Origin of the sequence: uncultured Nostoc sp. (assembly GCF_964245575.1) — a bacterium.
GTDB lineage: Bacteria > Cyanobacteriota > Cyanobacteriia > Cyanobacteriales > Nostocaceae > Nostoc.
The window spans coordinates 1-7,421 of sequence record NZ_CAXTNP010000328.1; the positions used below are offsets into that span (position 1 = coordinate 1).

Genomic DNA, 7,421 nt, shown 5'->3' on the forward strand with positions numbered 1-7,421 from the left:
TGATTGCGTGAAAAAAACTCAGTACACCTTTATTCCTTCTTCCTAGTATTGAGTCTCTACGAGTAATTCAGGAATCAAATCGGATTGCTATATATTAGATATTATCCCCTCAACCGTTATTTTCAAGGTAGATTGAGGGGATAATATCTATCTTGCCAACATTTGCAAAAGTGGTATCAAATGGCGCGTGAGAATTTTCTCTCTCGCGTTCTTGTGTGAGTATCAAAGATGATGGCAATATTTCTGACTAGTAATCTACCGATATCTGTAATCTGGATCTGATTTTTTGATAAACTGACTAGACCATCAGTTTCTAATGGTTTTAACGCCTCTAGTTCCTCAGAGAAATATTCATCAAAATTGATATCATATTTCTTTTCCATGTCTTGCTTATGCAACTGAAAATGAGACATAATGCCCATGATAACATCGCGTCTGATGATGTCATTCTGAGTAAGCTTAATACCTTTACTAACAGGTAAAGCACTCGCTGCAACTGCCTGATAATAATCCTTTAATTCTTTGTGGTTTTGAGCATAAGCATCTTCTAGCATACTGATGGATGTAGAACCAAAACCAAATAGTTCTGTCTCAGCGTGGGTAGTGTAGCCCTGGAAATTGCGTTTGAGAGTGCCATTGCGTTGAGCGATCGCTAGTTCATCATTAGTTTTAGCAAAATGATCCATCCCAATAAATAGATATTGGTTATTCGTCAATTCTTCAATGGTCATTTTCAGAATTTCTAACTTTTCTTCTGCTGGGGGTAGCGCCTGTTGAGAAATATTTTTTTGTGTAGGTTTTATCCACGGTATATATGCAAAGTTAAAGACAACAATTCGGTCAGGATCTAACTCAACAGTTTTTTTCAACGTTTCCCGAAATGTCTCGCGGGTTTGATAGGGTAAACCATAAATTAGGTCTACATTCACGCTTTCAAACTTAGCTTCTTTAACCCAACTCATGACATCAAATAGCATTTCTTCTGGCTGGACACGATTTACAGCTACTTGAACTTGGTGATTAAAATCTTGAATGCCAAAACTGATCCGGTTAAACCCAATCTGCCTCAGAAATAAAATGTAGTTTTTATCGATATAACGAGGATTAATCTCAATTGAGATTTCTGCTTGTGGATCGATGTTGAAATGGCGATTGATGTTTTTCCATAAAAATTCTATTTGGTGACGATCCAAGTAATTAGGAGTACCGCCTCCCCAGTGGATTTGCAGTACCTTTCTGTCTGGATCTATTAAAGCTGCGGTGTTTTTGATGTCTTGAACCAAAGACTCCACGTAAGGTTTGGCAATATTCTTGTTGTTGGAAATTACCGTATTACAGCCGCAAAAGTAGCAAGCACTTTGGCAAAAGGGGATATGGAAATATAAACTCATAGGAGTTTTGCGTTGATTCGATGCTGCGATCGCGGCCTTAAAATCAGTTTCGGTAAATGTTTCGCTTAACTCTGTAGCAGGCGGGTAACTGGTGTATCTCGGTGCGCGAGTGTCGTACTTTTGAATCAGTTCCAGATCAAACTTGACACCAGTTAATACACAACCCATTTAGTTGCTTCCCAATGATGGCGGTATGGGGGGGGCCGGGCCCGCAGGAGCGGCAGAGGGAGCAGGGGAGGAAATAACCAATGATTTATGACTAATGACTAAATTAATTAGCCGCAGCTATTTCAGTGCTACCTGAATTTTGGGAACGAGTTAGGCTATTAAACACAACTTGACCGAGTGCTTTAATTAAATTTCCTTCTAACTCTTGAACCATCTGTAAATTCAATCCAAAGGCATTATTAGCTTCTGCAACAATCCGTTCTGCTGTTATATCATCAACGGGTAATTCATTTAATGCCTGACGATACTTATCTTTAAATGCGTTTTTGTCAGGAATTTGCTCAAAATTGTAAAAGGATGTGCCTTCATAGCCAGAAAGCTTCAAGGCTGACTGAGCAACTTTTTGTAGCATTTGACCCCCAGAAAGATCGCCCATGTAGCGAGTATAGGCATGACCTAGCAATAAGGCTGGTTCATTAACAGAAATTTCCTGAATGCGGTCAATGTACTTTTGGGTCGCGGGTGAGGGTGTAACTTGCTCTCTCCAATTATCCCCATAATAGAACACCATGTCTTTTTCGAGCGAAGATTGGCGATTAAGTTCAAGAAAGTAAACTGCACTAATCACAGGATGCTCTACATGGCTCTCTAATGCCGCTTCTAGTTCGCTGTAGACGTAATACAAGTTGCTTAAGAACTTGGCGAAGCAGTCTCTATCCACAACTCCTTTGAGAAAACATTTCATGAATCCCACATTTTCTGCTGAGGTGTGGGCTTGTTGAGTTCCAGAGCGCAGTTTGATGGCTAGATTGCTACTCATTGTTGCTTCCTTATTTTTCAAGCACAAGGTTTCTGGGCAGTCACCGATTCAGGATGCCTGCCAATGCCAATTAAAAGATTGTTATTCTAGGTTTAGAGAGGATCTGCATCACTCTATCCAGCAAGTACCACTGCCGATGTAGATCCCAGCTATTTTTATTTCTCCTAAGATTATTTAACTATTAATTTATATATAACTATAAAGATATTAGTATTTATTTATGTTTTTCTGATTTTCACGCTTAGGCATATCCCAGTTGAGTAGTAAGAAAACTGATTGTGGAATAGGCATTTAAACTCTCCTCAAACAACGGGTAATAAGTTTATTTCTCACAATTTACTTTCAATAATTTAACTGATGTCTTCAATAGTCTATTTATGGTTATATAACTTTTGAGGCATGAAATAATAAAAGGATTCTTATGATTAAGTCTCTGGAAACCCATGAACCTGAGTTGCTAAAACCAGGTGTAAAAGTGCCTGTCCAAGAAACATTATTAACACCCCGGTTTTATACTACTGACTTTGAAGCTGCGGCGCAGTTGGATATTTCGTCCCAGGAGGCTGAGTTACTGGCAATTGTAGAGGAGTTACGAGCTGACTATAACCGTCATCACTTTGTCCGTGATGAAGAATTTCAGCAGTGTTGGGATCACATTGATGGAGAAACGCGCGTCGCCTTTATTGACTTTCTGGAACGTTCCTGCACTTCAGAGTTTTCTGGGTTTCTGCTGTTTAAAGAGTTATCGCGCCGTCTGAAAAACCGCAATCCGATTTTAGCGGATGCTTTTAATTTTATGGCGCGGGATGAAGCACGCCATGCGGGATTTTTAAATAAGTCAATGGCAGATTTTAATCTTTCTCTGGACTTAAGTTATTTAACCAAAAATCGCACTTATACCTTCTTTCCGCCAGAGTGGATTATTTACGCAGTCTACCTGTCTGAGAAAATTGGCTACTGGCGCTACATCTTGGTGTATCGCCACATGGAAAAACATCCAGAACACCAAATTTATCCGCTATTCCGTAAGTTTGAAAGTTGGTGTCAGGATGAAAATCGACATGGAGATTTTTTCAAAGCACTGCTGCGATCGCAACCTCAATTATGGAACAATTGGAGAGCTAGATTGTGGGTGCGTTTCTTTTTGCTGAGTGTTTTTGCTACTCACACATTAACCGTATTTGAACGCACAACATTTTATCAATCCATTGGGATAGATCCGCGTGGATATAATACCAGAGTCATTCAAGAGACAAATAACACTGCTGCACGGGCATTTCCTTTGATTTTGAATACAAATCACCCAGAGTTTTTCCGACGGTTGGAGAAGTGTTCTGACCTTAATCTGAAACTAGCAGAGATTAATAACAGCAATCGCTCACCAGTTGTAAAATTCTGTCAAAAATTATCCTTGATCGGCTCCATTGTTGGGCATCTATTGCTGACTTACCTAATTAAACCCGTTGATGCTGAATCATTGAGAGGGACAGTTCATTAACTAGTACCGCAAGGCGGAAGTCAAAAATCAAACGATTAATTTTGCTGAGTTTGTAGTAAGCACAAAGCGTGCTTAAAAATCCCGGACTAAAGTCCTTAAATTGAGCGCTAAAGCGCTCACTACAAACTCAGCAAACTTGAGAGACTACTAGAAAATTCCACAATTTCTGTTGAAATCATAATTAGACAAGTTTACCTTGTGGAAAACTTGTGGAAAAAGTCAAGTACTTTTCCACAAGGTAATTATACTTAATTGAGCTTTACTAGTAAAATTTCAAGTTTTCCACAGAATTTTCCACAAAAACTAAGAATTTTCCACAATATAAGTTAAATTTAATCAATTTATATACATTACTTAATATTATCGACTCATTATTCAGCCGTCAATGCTAATTATCAGAGTGGTGGTTGTGGAAAACTTCCAATACGTCTTCAGGATGGTTTTTGAGAACGGCTAGTACCGCAAGGCAAAAGTCAACCCCTTTGGGGAAGTCAAAAGTCAAAAGTCAAAAATTTGGAACCCCATAAATAAATTTAGAGGCTTGTACCTTTTTATTTCTGGTCAAAAGTCGGAAGTCAAAAGTCAAGAGAATTGTATTCCAAGGTCTTGCGCCATTTTGAATGGTATGTTTATTTACGCTGTGATGTACTAGTCATATTAATGCGATCGCTCAGTTGGCGGATTGTTTGTGCTAAAGTGCGATCGCTCTGGTGGAGTTGGGTAATTTTATCGCAACTATAGATTACCGTTGTATGGTCTTTACCACCAAACTCCTCGCCAATTCTCGGCAAACTCAGAGACGTGTGTTGGCGCATGAGATACATTCCAATTTGACGCGCCCAGCTAATCTCTCTGCGTCGTGAGTTACTTTTGAGATCGTCTATTGAAACATCAAAATTATCCGCCACCACCTTTAAAATTGCTTCTGGGGTAGCTGCCATTTTTTCGTTAGGTGGTTCTAAAACTGGTGTGATATTTTCCACCGTCATCGGTAAGCCCCAAATAGAAATATAAGCCACCGCCCGAATTAAAGCTCCTTCTAATTCTCTAATATTAGAAGTATAGTTAGAAGCAATATACTCAATCACGTTGCGGGGAAGACTAATATTTTCATCCTCGGCTTTTTTCTGCAAAATTGCCATTCTCGTTTCTAAATCCGGCTTTTGGATATCTGCGATTAACCCCATAGAAAACCGAGAACAAAGCCGTTCTTGTAAGCTAGGAATCTGGTTAGGAGGACGATCGGAAGCAATGACAACTTGTTTGCCAGCTTCATGTAAAGTATTAAAAGTATAAAAGAATTCTTCTTGGGTATATTCCTTGCCCTCAAGAAACTGAATATCATCAACTAATAAAACATCTGCGGCTCGATAATGCTCTCGAAAACTTTGCATACTATCCTTACGAATCGCTGTAATTAAATCATTTGTAAACTGCTCAGTCGAAACATAAAATATTTTACAATCAGGAGAAATTTCCCAGCGATAATGGCCAATCGCCTGCATAAGATGAGTTTTACCTAAACCTACGCCGCCGCATAAAAATAAAGGATTAAACTCTTTACCTGGAGATTCCGCAACAGCCAAAGAAGCAGCGTGAGCCATCCGATTGTTAGCACCAACTACAAACCGCGAAAAGACATATTTAGAGTTTAATTCACTAGTTTTTTGATTGCGATTAGGTAAGGATTTAGAAATACTGCTGGTATCTGGTGATTCCCAAGAAACCTCTCGTTCACTAAAATGAGAAACTTCATCACCTTGAGCAACAGTAATGTAAATTCCTACGGGATGACCGAGAATATCTTGTACTACATGAGCAATGGTATTGATGTAATACTTCTGTAACCAATTACGAGCAAATGGGTTAGGAGTACGGATTACCAAGCAATTATTTTCTAATCGCTCCGCACTAGCAGTTTTTATCCAAGTTTCAAAGGTGGGCCGGGATAGTTCAAGCTGTAGGCGCTCTAGTACCTGACTCCACAGAGTTTCTATGGGAAGTTCCATCATCCACCACCTTTGCTGCTAATCGTCACAATAGAAGAGAAAGCACTAATTTAGCATCCAGGCACGCTAGACCTAGAATAAGCTTTTAAGTTGTAATCATTTTGGGACATACCCGGTAGGCAAGATCCTAACACCAGCGATTGATATGGAGAAGCAACGACACATGAAGACAACAAACCATGATTTAGCGCCCAAAAAGATTAATCCCAGGAGTTTACCTCACAGGTTATGGATGCTCTCGTATGCGGTAGCAGTGGTGTTCCTGGGGAGCTGCTCTGTTCTACCTGCTAAGACCTTTGAGACTCGACAAAGCCAGACTCAAGCCCAAAACACAATAGAACCAAATCCGGTAATTGTCCCCCCACCAATTATCTCTTCGTCTGGAGATCCTAATTTTGTGGTAAAAGTAGTGCAAAAGGTGGGGCCTGCGGTAGTTCGCATTGATTCTTCCCGAACAATCACTTCTCGCGTACCAGACGAATTTAACGATCCATTTTTCCGACGGTTTTTTGGAGACGGTGCGCCACAGCCTAGACAACAGATAGAGCGGGGTAGCGGCTCTGGATTTATCATTAATTCTTCTGGTCAAATTGTGACCAATGCCCATGTGGTAGATGGTGCTGATAGAGTGACTGTTATACTCAAAGATGGCCGGACTTTTAACGGTAAAGTGTTGGGTGAAGATCCGGTTACGGATGTGGCTACGATTAAAATTGATGCTAATAATCTGCCAACTCTATCTGTGGGTAACTCCGATGCTTTGCAACCAGGAGAAGCAGTAATCGCCATAGGCAACCCGTTAGGCTTGAATAATACCGTCACTTCTGGGATTATTAGTGCTACAGGTCGTTCTAGTACTGATATCGGTGCTAGCGACAAGCGGGTTGATTACATCCAAACGGATGCTGCGATTAACCCTGGTAATTCTGGTGGGCCATTGCTTAATGCTCGTGGTCAAGTAATTGCGATGAACACAGCTATTATCCGAGGCGCTCAAGGCTTGGGCTTTGCTATCCCCATTAACACTGTGCAAAGAATTGCCCAGGAATTAATTGCTAACGGTAAGGTGGATCATCCATATTTAGGTGTTCAAATGGTAACACTGACACCAGAAATTAAAGAAAGAATAAAAAATACAGCAGGCGATCGCTTAAATCTACAAGCAGATGATGGCGTTTTGCTGGTTGATATTGTCCCGCGATCGCCTGCATCTACGGCTGGACTCCGAGTCGGTGATGTGATTAAAAGCATTAATAACCAGCCTGTTACTAAAATTGAAGAAGTACAAAAGCTAGTAGAAAATAGCAAAATTGGTACTAAATTACCAATAGAAGTGGAACGCAATGGGCAAACTGTCCAAGTAGGAGTCCAACCTGCTCCTTTACCCGTCAGACGTGAAGGATGATGTTAGTCATTAGTCATTAGTCATTAGTCATTAGTCATTAGTCATTAGTCATTAGTCATTCTCCTCCTGACTCCCCTACTCCCCATTGCCCCTAATCCCCAGAGGGGGCCCCGAGTTCCCCATTCCCCAT

At 40.4% G+C, this 7,421-nt stretch carries 5 protein-coding genes; 2 read left to right on the forward strand and 3 right to left on the reverse strand.

Annotated elements, in window-relative coordinates:
• Nucleotides 1-176: 176 nt before the first annotated feature.
• Together hemN and ACFFAP_RS33085 are read right to left on the reverse strand one after the other, a co-directional pair.
• Nucleotides 177-1,559 carry an oxygen-independent coproporphyrinogen III oxidase gene (hemN, locus tag ACFFAP_RS33080; protein ID WP_375515184.1) on the reverse strand — a complete coding sequence of 461 codons (1,383 nt, stop codon included), beginning with the start codon at nucleotides 1,557-1,559 and terminating at the stop codon, nucleotides 177-179.
• Nucleotides 1,560-1,662: 103 nt separating this feature from the next.
• On the reverse strand, nucleotides 1,663-2,379 hold the full coding sequence (locus ACFFAP_RS33085) for a heme oxygenase (biliverdin-producing) (RefSeq protein ID WP_375515185.1): 717 nt from the start codon (nucleotides 2,377-2,379) through the stop codon (nucleotides 1,663-1,665).
• A gap of 421 nt (nucleotides 2,380-2,800) precedes the next feature.
• On the opposite strand from ACFFAP_RS33085, the gene acsF reads away from it, so the two are divergent.
• Nucleotides 2,801-3,877, forward strand: coding sequence for a magnesium-protoporphyrin IX monomethyl ester (oxidative) cyclase (acsF, locus tag ACFFAP_RS33090; protein WP_375515186.1), 1,077 nt, complete (start codon nucleotides 2,801-2,803; stop codon nucleotides 3,875-3,877).
• Between the two features lie 629 nt (nucleotides 3,878-4,506).
• On the opposite strand, the gene dnaA is transcribed toward acsF, so the two are convergent.
• Complete coding sequence (dnaA, locus tag ACFFAP_RS33095; RefSeq protein WP_375515188.1) at nucleotides 4,507-5,886, reverse strand: chromosomal replication initiator protein DnaA; 1,380 nt, start codon at nucleotides 5,884-5,886, stop codon at nucleotides 4,507-4,509.
• 163 nt (nucleotides 5,887-6,049) lie between these two features.
• On the opposite strand from dnaA, the gene ACFFAP_RS33100 reads away from it, so the two are divergent.
• The gene (locus ACFFAP_RS33100; RefSeq protein ID WP_375515187.1) at nucleotides 6,050-7,291 is read left to right on the forward strand and encodes an HhoA/HhoB/HtrA family serine endopeptidase; all 1,242 of its coding nucleotides are present in this window, start codon (nucleotides 6,050-6,052) and stop codon (nucleotides 7,289-7,291) included.
• Nucleotides 7,292-7,421 lie beyond the last annotated feature (130 nt).

Excerpts from the sequence above, each read along its gene's own strand:
- hemN (WP_375515184.1), bottom strand. The coding sequence starts at position 1,559 with ATGGGTTGTGTATTAACTGGTGTCAAGTTTGATCTGGAACTGATTCAA.
- ACFFAP_RS33085 (WP_375515185.1), bottom strand. The coding sequence starts at position 2,379 with ATGAGTAGCAATCTAGCCATCAAACTGCGCTCTGGAACTCAACAAGCC.
- acsF (WP_375515186.1), top strand. The coding sequence starts at position 2,801 with ATGATTAAGTCTCTGGAAACCCATGAACCTGAGTTGCTAAAACCAGGT.
- dnaA (WP_375515188.1), bottom strand. The coding sequence starts at position 5,886 with ATGGAACTTCCCATAGAAACTCTGTGGAGTCAGGTACTAGAGCGCCTA.
- ACFFAP_RS33100 (WP_375515187.1), top strand. The coding sequence starts at position 6,050 with ATGAAGACAACAAACCATGATTTAGCGCCCAAAAAGATTAATCCCAGG.